The organism is Wolbachia endosymbiont (group A) of Apotomis capreana, from assembly GCF_964027025.1.
GTDB classification, from domain to species: Bacteria; Pseudomonadota; Alphaproteobacteria; order Rickettsiales; family Anaplasmataceae; genus Wolbachia; species Wolbachia pipientis.
The window spans coordinates 1,102,599-1,118,223 of sequence record NZ_OZ034721.1 but is presented as its reverse complement, the minus strand read 5'-3'; the positions used below and the strand labels follow the sequence as shown (position 1 = coordinate 1,118,223).

The 15,625-nt window shown below is 33.9% G+C and carries 14 protein-coding genes and 1 tRNA gene; 3 read left to right on the top strand and 12 right to left on the bottom strand.

All coding sequences use genetic code 11. The annotated features are described in order from the left end of the window. Window positions 1-349 precede the first annotated feature (349 nt). Window positions 350-1,672, bottom strand: a complete 1,323-nt coding sequence (gene gltX, locus AAGD50_RS05625; RefSeq protein WP_155969083.1) for a glutamate--tRNA ligase — start codon at window positions 1,670-1,672, stop codon at window positions 350-352. Window positions 1,673-1,878: 206 nt separating this feature from the next. On the opposite strand from gltX, the gene ligA reads away from it, so the two are divergent. Next, the gene (gene ligA / locus AAGD50_RS05620; protein ID WP_264724004.1) at window positions 1,879-3,867 is read left to right on the top strand and encodes an NAD-dependent DNA ligase LigA; all 1,989 of its coding nucleotides are present in this window, start codon (window positions 1,879-1,881) and stop codon (window positions 3,865-3,867) included. A 38-nt stretch (window positions 3,868-3,905) separates the two neighbouring features. Here the strand turns inward: ligA and dapA are convergent, their stop codons facing one another. The 10 genes from dapA to AAGD50_RS05570 form a co-directional block, all read right to left on the bottom strand. Beyond that, entirely contained in the window at window positions 3,906-4,787 is an 882-nt protein-coding gene (gene dapA / locus AAGD50_RS05615) for a 4-hydroxy-tetrahydrodipicolinate synthase (protein ID WP_264724005.1), read from the bottom strand. A 9-nt stretch (window positions 4,788-4,796) separates the two neighbouring features. Beyond that, window positions 4,797-5,270 carry a single-stranded DNA-binding protein gene (ssb, locus tag AAGD50_RS05610; RefSeq protein WP_264724006.1) on the bottom strand — a complete coding sequence of 158 codons (474 nt, stop codon included), beginning with the start codon at window positions 5,268-5,270 and terminating at the stop codon, window positions 4,797-4,799. Between the two features lie 67 nt (window positions 5,271-5,337). Continuing rightward, window positions 5,338-5,411, bottom strand: a tRNA-Arg gene (locus AAGD50_RS05605). Window positions 5,412-5,424: 13 nt separating this feature from the next. Continuing rightward, on the bottom strand, window positions 5,425-6,240 hold the full coding sequence (locus AAGD50_RS05600; protein ID WP_264724007.1) for a hypothetical protein: 816 nt from the start codon (window positions 6,238-6,240) through the stop codon (window positions 5,425-5,427). Between the two features lie 4 nt (window positions 6,241-6,244). Further along, window positions 6,245-6,853 carry a hypothetical protein gene (locus AAGD50_RS05595; protein ID WP_015589194.1) on the bottom strand — a complete coding sequence of 203 codons (609 nt, stop codon included), beginning with the start codon at window positions 6,851-6,853 and terminating at the stop codon, window positions 6,245-6,247. A 4-nt stretch (window positions 6,854-6,857) separates the two neighbouring features. Further along, a complete protein-coding gene (locus AAGD50_RS05590; RefSeq protein WP_264724008.1) occupies window positions 6,858-8,297 on the bottom strand; it encodes a hypothetical protein in 1,440 nt (479 codons plus the stop codon). Window positions 8,298-8,658: 361 nt separating this feature from the next. After that, on the bottom strand, window positions 8,659-10,404 hold the full coding sequence (locus AAGD50_RS05585) for a type I secretion system permease/ATPase (protein WP_015589192.1): 1,746 nt from the start codon (window positions 10,402-10,404) through the stop codon (window positions 8,659-8,661). Window positions 10,405-11,094: 690 nt separating this feature from the next. Next, entirely contained in the window at window positions 11,095-11,886 is a 792-nt protein-coding gene (lgt, locus tag AAGD50_RS05580) for a prolipoprotein diacylglyceryl transferase (protein ID WP_264724009.1), read from the bottom strand. A 6-nt stretch (window positions 11,887-11,892) separates the two neighbouring features. Beyond that, the gene (gene smpB / locus AAGD50_RS05575) at window positions 11,893-12,342 is read right to left on the bottom strand and encodes an SsrA-binding protein SmpB (protein WP_007548863.1); all 450 of its coding nucleotides are present in this window, start codon (window positions 12,340-12,342) and stop codon (window positions 11,893-11,895) included. Window positions 12,343-12,462: 120 nt separating this feature from the next. After that, window positions 12,463-13,695, bottom strand: coding sequence for an ankyrin repeat domain-containing protein (locus tag AAGD50_RS05570; RefSeq protein ID WP_341810027.1), 1,233 nt, complete (start codon window positions 13,693-13,695; stop codon window positions 12,463-12,465). 116 nt (window positions 13,696-13,811) lie between these two features. Here AAGD50_RS05570 and AAGD50_RS05565 point away from each other — a divergent pair, with 116 nt between their 5' ends. Further along, window positions 13,812-14,342: a Na+/H+ antiporter subunit E gene (locus AAGD50_RS05565; RefSeq protein ID WP_006280659.1), complete on the top strand. Its 531-nt coding sequence runs from the start codon at window positions 13,812-13,814 to the stop codon at window positions 14,340-14,342. On the opposite strand, the gene AAGD50_RS05560 is transcribed toward AAGD50_RS05565, so the two are convergent. After that, window positions 14,335-14,751: a hypothetical protein gene (locus AAGD50_RS05560; protein ID WP_010082489.1), complete on the bottom strand. Its 417-nt coding sequence runs from the start codon at window positions 14,749-14,751 to the stop codon at window positions 14,335-14,337. The genes AAGD50_RS05565 and AAGD50_RS05560 overlap by 8 nt on opposite strands. A gap of 304 nt (window positions 14,752-15,055) precedes the next feature. On the opposite strand from AAGD50_RS05560, the gene purN reads away from it, so the two are divergent. Then, window positions 15,056-15,616, top strand: coding sequence for a phosphoribosylglycinamide formyltransferase (purN, locus tag AAGD50_RS05555; protein WP_010082490.1), 561 nt, complete (start codon window positions 15,056-15,058; stop codon window positions 15,614-15,616). Window positions 15,617-15,625 lie beyond the last annotated feature (9 nt).

Here is a 15,625-nt window from a genome sequence, read left to right as displayed (position 1 = left end):
AAATGCCAATACTCGACAGAGATAGTAAAAGACTAGCTAACTCGGGGATTCTTTGTCTTTTTTTCTGTTTAGTAAATTTCTTAAACATTTGCAGCGTAAGTTAGTTGCAATTAAAAGCGGCTGAATCTCGCTTGTCAAGCGTTTAAAACATAAAAAACGCCAATATTTTAAAGCGGATAATAACCACGGGGCTTCTTTTGCCTTTTTTTTCATTTGGTAAATTTCTTAATGTTTATGGCTAAACGACAACCGTCATCCCGCTAGCGGGATCTCTTGTTAGCGGCTAAGAGATACCGCGAATGAATCGCGGTATGACGTAGGGATTGCATTAGCTATAATTCTTTAGTTTTCACTTTTCTTTTAACCTTGCAATGATATTTTCTTTGCCGATAAAAATTAATAATTTAGCGAGCTCTGGTCCTGTTTCTGTTCCTGTTAAAGCTGAACGCAACTGCGTAAATAGGTTTTTTGCCTTTATATCCACTGTTTGTCGAATAGTTTTGACCCATTCTGACAACGTGTTTTCATTACAATCACCTTGGGGCAATGCATTGAACGCAATTTTTATAAGCTCCTTATCAAGAATCACAGGCTCTATATCGGATTTGCATATTTTCCACCACTTGGCCACCTCAGAAAACCTTTCTATATTGTTCTTTATAAAATACCAAAACTCTGAGGAGTCCACTCCAATTTGATTTAAACGTTCTTGTATAATTTCAAATGGCATTTGTTGCAGCACTTTGCTATTTAGCTTGTATGCTTCACTCAAGCTAAATTGCGTACATGCTGAGCTAAATTTTTTAATGTCAAATGAATCAATCAAAGATTGCATACAGGCGCAAGCTTCAATTGGATTGGATGTTCCAAGCTTCACTAAATAACTAACTAGTGCCATCGGTTCAATTTCATCTTCTTTTATAGATTTAATGTCCAGCACGCCGGTTCGCTTGGATATTTTGCTATCATCAAAATGTAGCAGAGAAAGGTGAGCAAATGTAGGGATTTTCGCTTTTAATGCTTTAATCATTTGGATTTGCACTGCGGTATTAGTTACATGATCTTCCCCGCGTACAATATGAGTTACATTAAAGTCAACATCATCAGTAACAGAAGGTAACATGTATGTGTAAATTCCATCTTCTCTTTTTACCACAGGATCGCTGATGTGACTTGTTGCAATATTTATTTCACCTTTAACTTCATCATTCCATTTAACAACTTCATTTCTATCCAACTTAAATCTAAAATGTGGTCTTCTTCCTTCTTGCTCATAACTAATTTTCTCTTGCTCAGTTAGAAGTAACGCGCTTCTGTCATATACAGGGGGAAGTCCTTGTTTTAACTGCAATTTTCGTTTAATGTCTAACTCTTCTCTTGTTTCATAGCATGCATAAATATGCCCTTCTTTTATTAACTGCAAAAACACCTCATTGTAACGCTCAAAGCGCTCTGATTGCTTGAAATTTGCATCCCAATTGATACCAATCCATTTCAAATCTTGTATGATATCATTTATATATTTGACATCTGAACGCTGAAGGTCAGTATCATCAAAACGGAGTAAAAATTTTCCATTTTGATTGCGTGTGTACATCCAACAAACCAAGGCAGTTCGTACGTTTCCTACGTGGAGGTAGCCAGTTGGGCTTGGAGCGAATCTTGTTAGCATTTAAACAGCAATATTGTTTACTCTAATTTATTTTAATTTTATATAAATGTACGGCTAAAGCAAGCGAGATCTGCTAATACAATTGAGCAAAAGAAGAATAAGTATGGCTATAGCATTGTGGCACCTTTGATGTTTGAGACCATATGATGAATTCAAGAAAATTCATGGCTTGACGACAAAGGCTAATGTAGCATTATATTGGTATCATGACTAACTTAGAAAAGATGAGAGAAAAACTGCAAGATCAAATAAATTATCATAATGTTTTGTATCACCAAAAAAATAAGCCAGAAATAAGTGATGCTGAATATGATGAACTGAAGAAAAAGTTAGCTGAAATAGAGCCAGAAATTTATGCAACACAAGATAGTGTTGGTGCTCCACCTGATGAGAGGTTTTCTAAGGTGGAACATCAAGAACCTATGCTTTCCCTTGAGAATGCTTATGATGAACAAGGTGTAGAGAAATTTTTGTCTAAAATAAAGAGGTTTTTAATTGAGGACAAAATAGAGATATTATGTGAACCAAAAATTGATGGGTTGTCGTTTTCTGCAATTTATGAGGATGGAAGATTTGTTAAAGCTGCAACTCGAGGTGACGGTTTTGTAGGAGAAGATGTCACTCACAATGTTGCAACAATAAAAGGCTTTCCTAAGTTTTTGCAAGGTGTGCAAGGAAGACTAGAAGTAAGAGGTGAAATATACATCAGTAACAGCGACTTTTTAAAGTTAAATGAAAACGATGAATTTGCCAATCCTCGAAATGCAGCCGCTGGTTCTCTAAAGCAATTGGATGCAAACATTACAGCAAGCAGACCTCTTAGATATTTTGCTTATTCTTTGATTGGTGGAGCAGAGAAAAGTCAAAGTGAGGTACTAAATAAGCTTGAGGCACTTGGTTTTTGCGTAAATGAGCATCAGTCCTTAACGAGTAGTTTAGATGGAATGCTGAAGTTCTATAATGAAGTCTATAACTGTCGCTATAACTTGGATTATGATATTGATGGAATAGTCTATAAAGTAAATGATTTGGTACTACAAAATCGTCTAGGGAATACTCACAAAGCACCGCGCTCAGCACTTGCATACAAGTTTTCTGCGGTTTATGCAAAAACAAAGTTAAACAAGATATTTATACAGGTGGGCAGAACAGGGGTTTTAACTCCAGTTGCAGATTTAGTGCCAGTCAATGTTGGTGGGGTGCTAGTTAGTAGAGCAAGTCTGCATAACCAAGATGAGATAAAACGTAAAGACATAAGAGAGGGAGATATTGTAACAATCAAAAGGGCAGGGGATGTAATTCCCCAGATCGTTGAAGTAAGCAGAGATTCTCGTCTTCCAAATACACCTGAATTTGTGTTTCCTGAAGTATGCCCTGAATGTGGTAGTAAAGTACGTCAGGTTGAGGGAGAGGCTGCAGTAAGATGTCCTGAGGAATTTGCCTGTAAAGCTCAAATAATAGAAAAACTAAAGCATTTTGTATCGAAAGATGCATTTGACATTGTTGGCCTTGGTGATAAGCAGATAGAGTTTTTTTACGACCTTGGTCTGATAAAACAAATTCCCGATATTTTTACTTTAGAAGAAAGATTGGATGAATTTAATCTGGAAGAACAGTCTGGTTGGGGCAAGAAATCAATAGCTCATTTATTAAATGCTATACAAAGCAGAAGGGTAATAACTCTAGATAGGTTTATATTTTCTTTAGGTATTAGATTTATTGGTCAAGTTGCAGCAGAATTGCTTGCAGATTATTATGTTTCTTATAATAACTGGTATAATTCGATGATTGAACTGTCATCAGATAATACTGAGCTAGTCAGTATAGACGGCATAGGAAAAAAAGTGGCTGAATCTTTGGAATCATTTTTTTCTAAGGAACATAACATCAAAATGTTAAATGATCTTACTGCTTGTCTTCAAATTCTTCCTGTGAGCTCCAACTCTAGTAACTCTGTTTTAAATAATAAAATTATAGTGTTTACTGGTAAGCTACTTGCTATGAGTAGAGGAGAGGCAAAAGTAAGAGCCAAAACTCTAGGAGCAAAGGTCAGCTCACATCTTTCTGCTAAAACTGACTACCTAATTGCAGGAGAAAAACCAGGATCCAAATATAAAAAGGCAGTGGAATTAGGTGTGGAAATTTTAGATGAAGACCAGTGGCATAAAGTGGTAAGTTCGGGAGTGTTCAAATGATACTTGGATTGTATATTAAATCAAAGTTGCAAGACTATTTAGAGAGTAGCCAATTCTTTCCATCCAAGAATCATTTTATTGACTTGCCTCAATTTTTCAACAGAAGGCAAGTCTTCTGTGCTGAGTGGTAGGCGGACAGTTTGATGTTCTATGAGCCCAATATCATGCAAAAGTGCTTTAGTGGGTATTGGGTTGCTGGCAATAAATAACTCTTCGCAAGCCTGTTGCCAGATATCTGCCTGAGGGTTCCTGCCATTGAGGCACTTCTTAACATATTCATGCGCTATGCGTGGCCAAACATTGGCAGCAACGGAAACCAGGCCAGCCGCACCATAAGCGGCCATATCAGATATCATATTATCATCTCCGCAAAAGACCTCAATATTTGGTGCAACTTTCTTATACTGAGTTAAAGTATCAACAGTGCCACTTGAATCTTTGATAGCCCAAAATTTTTCGTGACTGGATAAGTTGCGTACAGTTTCAGCATGAAGACTCACTCCTGCTCTCGATGGAATATTGTAAAACATAGCCGGCACATGTGCTTTTTCAAGTAGCTTTTCAAACCATAAAGTCTGCCCCATAATTCCGGGCTTTGCATAAATGGGAGTTGTCATTAGATAGCCATGAATAGGCATACCCTTGCAAAAATCAAGCCATTCAAGAGTCTGATATAGATTCACTCCTGGTACGCCAATTATAATTTTCGTACTTAATTTTAGCTTACATACAAATTCAACTAATGTACGCTTTTCAGAATCAGTAAGCGATAGGCTTTCACCTGTGCTACCCAGCAACACTACACCATTTTCAGCTTTAACTTGCATTGTCAGTAAACGCTGCAAACTGTTATAATCTATGCTATCTCCATTGCAATTAAAAGGAGTAACACAAGCAGTCCATAAAAATGTAGATTTCAATTGAAGTTATTAAAATGGTATTTCATCGTCGAGTAGTTCATCTTTTATATCGTTGTCAAAACTTTCGTGCTTATTTTTTTGTTCTGTTTCATTTTGCTTGTATTCACTCGGCTTGTAATCGGAATTTGGTCGTGAATCGAGGAGAGTAAGAGCGCTATTAAAATTATATAGAACCACCTCTGTTGTGTATCTTTCACCACCGTTTTGGTCAGTCCATTTTCTAGTTCTCAAAGAACCTTCAACATAAACTTTACTGCCTTTGCGTGCAAAATCTTTGACGATTTTTACTAATCCTTCACTAAAAATTACGATATTATGCCATTCTGTCTTTTCAGAGCGCGTACCGGAAAGTTTGTCAGTCCAACTTTCAGACGTGGCTATTGAAAAACTTGCCATTTCTTTTCCATTTTGTGTAGTCCTAATTTCAGGATCTTTTCCTAAATTACCAACTAGTATGACTTTGTTTATGGTACCACCAGACATAATTATGCTCTAAATAAATCCTTTTATTATCTTATGTGAAAATACTATTGTCAAATTTAATTAAAAGTGCGCTTGGAGGGATTCGAACCCACGGCCTTTGCCTCCGGAGGGCAACGCTCTATCCAACTGAGCTACAAGCGCATATATATTTAAGTTATTTAATAGATAAGCCATCCAAGTCAAATTTTTGTTTTGGATAAAGCGTAAACATAATACTCCCATATCCAAAATATACATTTTGAGAATCATTCGCATGCTTTTTTATTGCTTTTTGATCTACGGTCCATACAAAAGTTACATAATTTTCATTGACTGAGTGCACTTTTAAATCCTTGGTATTTATAAACAGCTTTCCATTTACCCATATTTTCCATGTATCGGGAGAAAGATATAAAATTGAGTCTAAACTCACTACCTTACAGTTGAAATTATCTGATACCTCCTCTTTTGCAGCTCTTGAAGATCGTAAATTGAACTTTTCCATTTCATTGACCATTCTATTAACTGGCTCTTCATCAAAAAAAATGCTTTTTACGTTACTATATTGTGACAAAACGTCAAAGTCACTTTCCACTGCTTCTCTTATTATATCGTCCCGATCTGTATAGCTTAGTTTTTGATTGTTGATAAAGAAACACTCTTTTGCACGCAAATTTGCTATATCAATAAAATCGTCGATTTCTTGATTGCCAACTTTAAGAATACTTTCAAAATATCTTTTTTCTATCATCATTCCATACTGAGAATGATGACAAACCATTTCATCATTACCTTGTTTTTCTATATATACGCATAAATTTCCACTATTTAATCCTAATATTTTATGCTCAATAAAATCTTCATTGCCAATATATTGTCGGCAAGAATACTCCTTACAAATTTCTATGCTTTCTATGATATCTTCACAACTGCAATATGCATTAACATTGGAAATGAGTAGCGTAAAAATAAAAAACAGCTTTATGTTCATCACCTTATCTACTTAATATAGTATACCAATCAAAGACTATATTAGCTCTCACTATCTCTATCATATTACCATTCAAAATCTGATTCATAGTTGCAGCATCAATATTTCTCTGCTTATTTAAAATAAGAGATTTGATCATAACATAACCGGGCAGATTTGGAATAGACTGTAGAAATAAAAAAATATGCTTATCGCTGATTGAGCTTAAATTTAGGACCACTTCACTTTTTATTACTTTTGTGCGTTCACTTTTGTTGTGGAGCTCAACTTCTTCGGGTATAGAAATTGATATTTCAGGTTCTAATATATAGTGCTTTTTATATAACTTGCTAAGCTCGAAATTTAAATTTGCAATGTATCTGCTACTATGTAAATTTGAAGAAGAAATTTTTTTCCATAAATCTAGGTTTTTATTTAGAACAACTTCCTTTTTTTGAATTCCAGTAATCTGTAAATTAATAGAACGTATTTTATCAATCGCAATTTGGTTTTTATTATAAATCTTTTCGTTATAGATAACAACATATGTTAATAACCCTATTAATCCAACAGATAATAACAAATACGATATAAACTGAATTGTAGCTTTTCTTTTTAATTGAGAGATAGTCATTAATCTACATTGCCTCTCCTATTTCAACATCAATAGATAGATTTTGCTCTTTAGCAGCAGGTAAGCTAGAAATATTAATGTCATAGGTACGAAAATTATCGTTTAAATTTTTTCGTAGTTTCTCGTATTGATGAGAAATATTTTTACCGGATTGAAAATTAAACTTTAAAGTTGTGGTAATATAACTTTTTGCCTCATTATAATTCCATTCAAATGATCGAAGCTCTATACCTGGTATTTTTAACTTTTCTACATACTTAACTTGTGTAAGAGGAGAGTATTCTATTTTTGATAAAATATTATTGATATTAATAAAATCATAAATTTCATCTATTTTTTTTACATTATAGCTTTGGCTAAGTTTTGTTAATTGGTTATTTAAGGTGTTCTGCTTTGCTGATAAATTATCAGCGACATTGAAATTTGAATACAAATTTAGCAAACAAAGGGTGTTTGTTATAACTAAAACCAGGGCGAAGTATAGAAAAATTCGAGGAGAGTTTAAATAAAGGTAATTGAATAGATAAAATTCTTTAGTTTCCTTTGTATTAAAAATAGCTGCTAATTTATTCTTAAAGCTATGAAACAAAATTATGGTATCGCAAAAGTGATCTTTTTCACTTATAGCTAGTTCTGCTCCTAATAGTTTGCCTAACTCATATGGAGTTAATATGTTCACACTGTTCTCTGAAAAATTTATGACTGATAAACTAGCTTTGATATCTTCTGACACTATGATACAAAGGTCGATAGGGTTATTTTTTTCAAACCCAAACTTAGTTAAGGATCGAATAGTATCTTGCACTTCCTGATATATTCCACCAGCGATAATTCCTGGTAAATTATCATTAGTAAATGATGTTAAGCGCGTAAATACCATTTTATTCTCTTTAAGAACCACTTGTCTATAGCCTCCCGTTTTAGTTGCAGCAACTATAATTTTCCAATTATTAGGATCTTTATGTAGAATCTTTTTTGTTATATTACTTATTTCTATAGGAAACATTAATATTCCCTTAAAGTTGGAGCCTATCTCAATAAACACATTCAACCAATATTCTACTAAATGCTTTGCTTTTGATGAAACAAGAAGATAGCACCAGTTTTGATTGAATTTGTTTGGCTTCTCAACCAAAAAAACTGAACTTATGTCATTATTACGAGAAAAATGCTCCATCTTTGTTTTTGCTGATAGATAGGCACTAATCTTGTTTGCCCTTGTAATAAACTGTAGCGAGTAATTTTGATCTGCATGATTAAGCACCAGGTATAAAGGTGCTTTTTTATCTGACGAAAGACATGAAATTAAATCGGAAACTGCTTTATCGTTTTTGCCCTTAACAAAATACCTTTTATTTAAAGTATTATTTTTAAAATATAGTAACATTATGCCTTCTTCTCCAATAGAAAGCATAAACTTACTTTTGGATTTTGAACTAAACATATTAACAAAGCATATACTTATCTAGAATTAAAAAGGCAATTTATTGAAATTCATTAAACGTTAGAGGGAAATATTGTTATAAATTTTCGCAGCAACATTATTTATATTATAATTTTTTTATAAAATTACCACTAATATTAAGTTATTTAGATAACAAATTAAGAAAATTCATTAAGACGAATTTGTTGTTTTTCAAATTGTAGGTAAACCTAAGCCACTTTAGCTATATCTGCCGATTGACTTTAATTAATAAGAGTTATTAATCTATTTACTATTCTTGTAATATTATTTCTAATGGTAAAGAAATATATATTTTTCTGGAACAGTTGTTATTTCAGATACAGAATTTATTGTAAGTAAACTAACCATTTGCTGAAGAGCGCTCATCTTCTGTGGTACTTGATGATGGAGCAACTAATTTGCTCAAAATCTCATCTTTTGGTCCCATAGCGTAAATGACACCATCTGACATGAGGATCACCTTATCAACTACGGACAATAACGGTAGCTTGTGAGTGATGATAACAGTAGTAGTATTTTGTTTTCTTGCAATGCCAATTGCATTAATTAAGCATGCCTCTCCATTGCTATCTAAGTTAGCGTTTGGTTCATCAAGTACTAAAAGTTTTGTGTGACCATAAAAAGCTCTGGCAAGTCCAAGAAGCTGTTTTTGGCCGCCAGAGAGCGTTACTCCTCCAGGACCTCCTATTGTTGTATCATATCCATTTGGTAAGCTTAGTATTAGTTCATGTATTCCTGCAATTTTTGCTGCTTTGATTATTTCTTCAGGATTTGGATCTGGCCTCATGCGAGCAATATTAGCTTTGACACTAGTGTTAAATAACTCAATATCCTGAGGTAAGTAGCCAACATAATTACCAAAATTTTCTCGATTCCAAGTATATACATCAGCGCCATCTAGTCTGACTACACCAGATATTGGCTTCCATACACCAACAGTTAATTTTGCGATAGTGGATTTACCAGAAGCACTTGCACCAATAACACCAACTACATCTCCAGGATCTATAATGAATGATATTCCTTTTACTGTCGGCTTATTGCTTCCATAAGGAGTAAAAAATACTCTATCAAATTCCAATTTTCCTTCAGGTTCTGGTAGAGCCATCGTTTGCTCTCTTTTTGGCGATGTTAATATAAGTCTTTGTAGCCTTCCATATGACATTCTAGCCTGATTTAAAAACTTCCAAGTATGAACCGCAGCATCAAATGGTGCTAATACTCTACCCATTAAAATTGAAGCAGCGATGATGCTACCGGCAGTCTTATGAGCTGTGATTGCAAGTAATGCACCTGTTCCAATCACTGATATTTGCAGAGTTGAGCGCAAAAATTTAGTGATTCCAGTAATTACATTAGAGCGATTTTGTGCTTTAATTTGCATTGCTCGGTTCTGATCATTTCGTTTACACCAATCAGAGACTATGAATTCTGACATGCCCATAGCTTCAACCACTTCTGCATTTCTTGTTGCAACATCTATAGCATTGATATTCCGTATAGTTTCTTCGTTGGTTTCTTGTAATATTCGTTTAGTGGCAAGTTCATTCCATATTGCCATAGAGACTAATATAATAATTCCAGTAATAGCTATAAACCCCGTGGAGGTATGTATCATGAAAATCACAACAAGGTAAATTAACGACCATGGAGTATCAAACAGTGAGAATATACCATTTCCTGTAATGAAATTTTTTATCACTCCGAGATCTCGTATTGCTTCACCACTTGAAGTTGAGCTCTGCACTGACGTTAGCCTGATTGACCTTACTATCAGATCTGGTGTTGCAGTTTTATCGATCCAATCACCTATTTTTGCCATGGCTAAATATCGACAAGTTTCAAGCATTGCAGAACATGCAAATGCAGATAAAGTGATAATTGTCAGCATAGTTAGTGTTGATACACTTTCGCTCGATATCACCCGATCAAGCACTTGAGAGGTATAAAGTGGTAGGAATAACATTAATAAATTGATTCCCGCACTAAACCAAAAGATAAACCAAAATGCACTTTTGCATTTTTCTAGGCAAACATATAGAGTACTTTGCTTCAATTCTTTTTTTATTGATGGCGTAATTTCCACAATCTTCCTCTTAATTTGATTACATGCACCATATACAATTTTTATTACAAAAATATTAATAACGGTAGTTAGCTTACTTTAAGTGAGTAAAATATTAATATATGTGAATAGGAAATATAAACAATGGTAAAAAGAAGTATAGTTAATATTTCCTTCATTGCCTATAGCGAAGCTACGTCATACCGCGATTCATTCCATAGCTGTACGAACATTCATTTTTGAAGGTAAACTGCACAGCAAATGGTGTCATGAAAGTAGCTGACACTGGGATGGCTTTGTTGCATTGCTACTTATGAAAGGCTAACTATAATTAGGATTATAAGCAACTTATTGAAAATCTTGTTTTTTTGCAATCAATCTGATCAAATTTAAGAATAGTAATTTGTTATTTATATTAATAAATTTAATTCTATTGAAAATAGCTAAAGCATTGAAATTCTTGAATTTTAGCCAGATTAGTGAGTGGTAGTGAAATTTCTTTTACTCAAATTTAGGTATTCACTGACCGTTCTTGTTATAAATACCAGAATAATAAGCTACTGATATTCTCCACCTTTTTTATCTTTAATCCATCATAGCTAGCGATGCAACAAAGCCCACCGATTCATTCTACTGCAACGCAGAAAATTCGTACAATTGTACATAATGTGGGGCTTCTGGCTACATTTTTCTATTGAACTCACCTTTTCTCTATGTGACAGATTTCGTATTAAATTTTAAATTTAATGCGCCTAGATATACAAGCATTCCTAGCAAAACCATAGGTATAGAAAGCAACTGCCCCATAGTTAAATCAAGCCACAAATAGCCAATTTGATAGTCTGGTTCGCGAAAAAACTCAACGAAAAAACGTGCTATTCCATACCACATAACTGCAATACCAGTTAACGCACCGTGATACAGTCTTATTCTAGTTAAGAAAAACAGTGAATTTGCAACTGCAAAAAGTAGCAGTCCTTCAAAAAGTGCCTCATAAAGCTGGCTTGGATGATGCAGCAAATTATCACCACTCTCTGGAAATACCATACCCCATGGCATAGTTGTAACTCTGCCAAATAACTCTCCGTTTATAAAATTGCCTATGCGACCTAAAAATAAACCTATGGGAACTCCGCAAGAAACTAGGTCCAGTGCATAAAATGTAGGGATATTATGTCTTTTACACGAAATTATTACTGCAAGCAAAACTCCTATAGCACCACCATGAAATGACATCCCTCCTTCCCAGGTCTTCAATATCTCAATAGGGTTGCTTATATAAAGAACTGGATCATATATCAATACGTAGCCAAGTCTACCTCCAAGGATAATACCTACAATAGTGGCTGTTAATAACGAATCGTAAAAATTCTTAGTAAATATTTTTTGGTCATCTAGCCTATGTAAATACCAATATGCAAACACTATACCCAAAACGTAGGCTAAGGAATACCAATATATAGAAACAGGACCGATGCTGAAAATTACTGGATTTAAAGACATATTTTGCTATAAATTATTTTTAGACAATCTACTTTTTTCACGATCCCACTCTCTCTGTTTTATGGTTGCTCTCTTATCGTAGAGTTTTTTTCCTTTTACAATGGCAATTTTAGTTTTTGCAAATCCTTTATCGTTAAAATAGACCGAAAGCGGCACAACAGTTATCCCAGCAGTCTTGATTTGACCAATTAGTTTATTTATCTCCTTTTTATGCAAGAGTAATTTACGTTCCCTTTTTGGTTTATGATTTTTTCGGTTCGCAGCTTTATATTCTGCAATATGCATATTGTGCAGCCATACTTCGCTATTCTTTTCAACAACGTAGGCGTCGGAAATATTTACTTTTCTTTCTCTTAGCGATTTAACTTCACTGCTTAATAAGACCATACCCGCTTCAAATTCTTCTAAGATGAAATATTCAAACCTTGCTTTCCTATTTTCTGCAATAACTTCCATATCTAAAGATATCTTTAAGCTTCAATATATTACAGAGTTTTTGACTTAATTCATAATAAAACAGTTATCCCAATAAATATAAGGTGCCAGGCTAGTCTGATAGCAACAGGATAACAAAAATCAAGTAAGTGCTTTTTCTGTCTCTCTAGGCACAAGTTCCTTTACTTCTTTCATTTCAGTTTTAGGCTTTGACATTATATATTGACCAGCACCAACTATGAGCGCAGATCCTGCAGCTAGTCCAATTATTGCTGGTACAGATAGGGCAGTAGCAAATGCAAGTGCAATACCAACTATCACTGCAGTTACAAAACACACAATAACACCTTTTACAATTGCATTTTTTGCAGATTGTTCTTTTTCTTTCACAATTGCATTTTTTCCAATTTGTTTTTCTTCCTTTTTCTCTGGAAGCTGCATTACATCTTTATTTTCAGTAAGATCCTTTGGCGTTTTTTTATTCTCATTTTTTAACGTTTGCTTTTTTTCCGCTTCCTCTAAAAGCTGAATTATACCTTGATATTTAGTAAGGTCTCTTGGCGTTTTTCCATCAACATCTTTTAATGAAGGGTCTGCTTCAGTGTGTAGCAGAACTTCCACCACTTTTATTTTGCCATTTTCAGCAGCAAGATGTAAAGGAGTACGTCTATCACCATTTTTTGCATTAACCTTTGCTCCTTTTGCGATTAGAGTTTTTACTATATCTTTGCGGCCATTTGCAGCAGCAAGATGTAAAGAAGTCCACCCATCACTATTTTTTGCATCAACGTTGATTCCTTCTGCTTTTGATAGAACTTGTACTATCTCTTTGTGGCCATTTGTAATAGCAAGATGTAAAGGAGCCCATCCTTTATCATTTTCTGCATTAACATTTGCTCCTTTTCCAATTAGAGTGTTTACTACATTTTTGTGGTTCTTTTCAACAGCAAAATGTAAAGAAGTCCATCCATCACCATTTTTTGCATCAACAATTGCTCCTTTTCCAGTTAGAATGGTTACTACATCTTCGTGGCCATAGTGAGCAGCAATATGTAAAGGAGTAATTTTATTATCATGTTCTGCATTAATATCTGCTCCGTTTTCAATCAGAGCTTTTGCTACATTTGCACAGTTCCAATAAGAAGCAAGATGTAACAATTTGACTTCCTTAGAATTTTGACCACGAGATATAGTAAATATGTAATTTATGCCAGATCCACTATCATTGTCAGGTTTACTCTTTTCCCACTCTTGACATAAATCTGGATCTTCTTCTTGTAACTTAGCTTTTATTTTTTCAACTATATTGTCCTTGCTCAAATCTGAAAGGTCATTTATTTTTTTTAATATTTCCATAAATTTATTATATTTCATAACTTCCTCACTTAAAATACATAACTTAGTTGTTATATCTTTTAACATAGAAGTCAAGAACCTAAATATTCGTTATTATCTTTCCTTAAAGAGTCATTTTAGTTATATTACAGACTATGAAAAACCTCAACTTTAGGAAGGAAATCAAGTTTTTTTCTCTGTCATTTATAATTTTATTTGTTCTATGGACTGTATTGTCTGGTTATTTTGAGCCGTTTTTTATTTTTTGTGGAGTGTTTTCCTGTATATTCACATCGTTTATCTTTAGAAGGTTGATAAACGCTGAAAGAGCTCTTAGCCAGATTTTAAATAGTACGAGTAGACTGTCGTTTTATAAGTTAGTAAGTTATATACCATGGTTAATGTACCAAATCATTTTATCAAGTGTTTATGTAACAAAAAAGGTGCTACAACTCAAATCTAAGCTTGAGCCAATCATTATCCTAAGAAAATGCAAAGGGCATAATGATGAAAGCATTGCGTTATTTGCCAATTCAGTCACAATCACTCCCGGAACTTTAACTATCAATGTTGAAAGTAAGCAGAAAACATATTTCTCTACCATGTATTTGATAGATAAAGATCTTGAAAGCGGCATTTCTGAAATAGAAAATAAAATCTTAAAAATACTACGTTCAGTTAAGTAATTGCTTTAAATAAGTTAACAGCATCCTTATATTCCCTTACAAGACTTTCAAGCATTTCTTTTGGAAGGCTATTGTTAACAATAGAACATAAATAATTATACAAATCTTCTAACCTTAATACGTTATTTCTCTTCTTGCTGTTGAATTTATACGGAAAAATACCTTCCATAACTTCAATAGTAGTAGCCTTGTTTAAAAATACATTTTCACTTGTCACGCTTATTCTTGCTAAAACAGTGTTAATTTCAGGTTCGTCACTCGTATAAAAATCTGATAGCTGAGTTATTCTAATAACGTACAAAGTTACTATTTTTGACAAGCAATTATCAGCATATTCACAATTTTTTATTACCTCCCACTGAGTAACCTGAGATTTACCTATTTTTGCATTGTTCGGTAATTTACTCATTGAACTTTCTCCATTTAATCCAGTGTAATAAATTATACTAATACTTTGTTAAATAAATAATAACGCGATTACAAAAATATATACTTATAGTAGTATATTATACAAAAATAGCACAATATCTAAGCATTAAAGCTAGTTTTAGCTGGGTACATGGGGCTATTCGTTATTTTGTGTTGTCCAGTGAGGTCCAAAATTAGAGGTCCACTTATATAAAGAGTTTAGTCTGCCTTCTTTGCTATAAAATAAGTTTTCCTTTTGAGCTGTTTTGTTAGTATTAACTAAATTCTAAACTAACTGTGCTATAATGAAAAAGATAAAACTCGGAATACTAATTTCAGGTAGGGGGTCGAATATGCAGGCCTTAATAGAAGCATGTCAAGATCAGAATTTTTCCGCAGAAGTTGCATGTGTTATCACAAATAATAGCGAAGCTGCTGGTCTGAAAATAGCAGAGCAAGCAGGAATCTCAGCGTTTATTGTTAAAGATAAACCGCTTGATGCTGGTAAAATTCACGAAATACTTGTTCAACATAAGGTTGATTTAATTTGCCTTGCAGGGTTTATGAGAATTCTCAAAGCTGATTTTCTGAGTAAATGGCATAACAAGGTGATAAATATTCATCCCTCTTTACTTCCGTCTTTTAAAGGCCTAAACGCTCAAGAGCAAGCTCTAAAAGCAGGTGTAAAAATTACAGGTTGTACTGTACATTATGTCACTCCTGAAGTTGATGCTGGAGCCATAATTGCTCAAGTTGTTGTACCAGTGTTACCAGCTGATGATATTCAAAGCCTCTCAGAACGCATTCTAGCTGAGGAGCATAAGTGTTATGTAGAAGCAGTAAGGTCAATAGCAGAAGATATATGACTGTAATAA

Excerpts from the sequence above, each read along its gene's own strand:
- lgt (WP_264724009.1), bottom strand. The coding sequence starts at position 11,886 with ATGTCTTTAAATCCAGTAATTTTCAGCATCGGTCCTGTTTCTATATAT.
- AAGD50_RS05570 (WP_341810027.1), bottom strand. The coding sequence starts at position 13,695 with ATGAAATATAATAAATTTATGGAAATATTAAAAAAAATAAATGACCTT.
- purN (WP_010082490.1), top strand. The coding sequence starts at position 15,056 with ATGAAAAAGATAAAACTCGGAATACTAATTTCAGGTAGGGGGTCGAAT.
- smpB (WP_007548863.1), bottom strand. The coding sequence starts at position 12,342 with ATGGAAGTTATTGCAGAAAATAGGAAAGCAAGGTTTGAATATTTCATC.
- AAGD50_RS05560 (WP_010082489.1), bottom strand. The coding sequence starts at position 14,751 with ATGAGTAAATTACCGAACAATGCAAAAATAGGTAAATCTCAGGTTACT.
- AAGD50_RS05590 (WP_264724008.1), bottom strand. The coding sequence starts at position 8,297 with ATGTTTAGTTCAAAATCCAAAAGTAAGTTTATGCTTTCTATTGGAGAA.
- gltX (WP_155969083.1), bottom strand. The coding sequence starts at position 1,672 with ATGCTAACAAGATTCGCTCCAAGCCCAACTGGCTACCTCCACGTAGGA.
- ssb (WP_264724006.1), bottom strand. The coding sequence starts at position 5,270 with ATGTCTGGTGGTACCATAAACAAAGTCATACTAGTTGGTAATTTAGGA.
- AAGD50_RS05595 (WP_015589194.1), bottom strand. The coding sequence starts at position 6,853 with ATGACTATCTCTCAATTAAAAAGAAAAGCTACAATTCAGTTTATATCG.
- ligA (WP_264724004.1), top strand. The coding sequence starts at position 1,879 with ATGACTAACTTAGAAAAGATGAGAGAAAAACTGCAAGATCAAATAAAT.
- AAGD50_RS05565 (WP_006280659.1), top strand. The coding sequence starts at position 13,812 with ATGAAAAACCTCAACTTTAGGAAGGAAATCAAGTTTTTTTCTCTGTCA.
- AAGD50_RS05600 (WP_264724007.1), bottom strand. The coding sequence starts at position 6,240 with ATGAACATAAAGCTGTTTTTTATTTTTACGCTACTCATTTCCAATGTT.